This is a genomic window from Methylobacterium sp. CCH5-D2 (assembly GCF_001556475.1).
Lineage (GTDB): Bacteria > Pseudomonadota > Alphaproteobacteria > Rhizobiales > Beijerinckiaceae > Methylobacterium > Methylobacterium hispanicum.
On sequence record NZ_LSIX01000281.1, the window covers coordinates 1 to 756 of the forward strand.

Here is a 756-nt window from a genome sequence, read left to right on the forward strand (position 1 = left end):
CGGCGGTGGTGTGCTCGTAGACGACGTCCTGCCCGTTGCCGGTGCGCACCACGGCAGAGCGCGGCAGCGCCAGGCCGGCCTGCTCGGTGTCGGTCCCGGCCAGCACCGTGACGAACTGGCCGACCCGCAGGCCGGAGGCGTCGCCCTGGACCGCGAACTGGACCGGTATGGCCTGGTTGCGGTCGGCGAGCCCCGTGCCCTGGTAGGCGAGCTTCAGGGTCCGTCCGTCGGCGAGACGGGCCGTAGCGTTCTGCGCCGCGGTCAGAGCGTCGAAGCTGAGGGCCTCGACCCAGAGGCGGTTTGGATCGACGATCTGGAAGACCATGGCGCCGGGCGCCGCCATCTGCCCGGCCACTGCGGTCGCCTGCGCCACCACGCCGTCGACGGGCGAGACCAGGGCCTCGGGCTGCTGGCGGATCTTGTCGAGGGCCGCGCGGCGGTCGTGCAGGCCATTGAGCTCCGCGACCGCGTCGTCGAGCTGGGTCGTGGCGACGGCGCCGGTCGTGGCGAGCTTCCGGTAGCGCTCGACCCGGCGCTCGACGATGGCGATCTGCTGGTCGAGTTCGCCCTGGCGCTGGCGCATGTCGGAGACGTCGACGGCCTGGACCGGCGGCGTCACCGTGGCGAGCACGTCGCCCTTGCGAACCTTCGTGCCGAGGCGAGGGAAGACGCCGGACGGCGGTGGCGAGATCCGTCCGCCGACCGAGGACTGGACGACGCCGCTGGCGTTCGGGTCCGGGATGATGCGGCCCGGCA

1 protein-coding gene is annotated in these 756 nt (G+C 73.1%); it reads right to left on the minus strand.

What is annotated here, in order from left to right; genetic code table 11:
* A partial coding sequence (locus AX737_RS07620) for an HlyD family efflux transporter periplasmic adaptor subunit (RefSeq protein ID WP_156453577.1) occupies positions 1-756 on the minus strand: 756 nt, incomplete at both ends.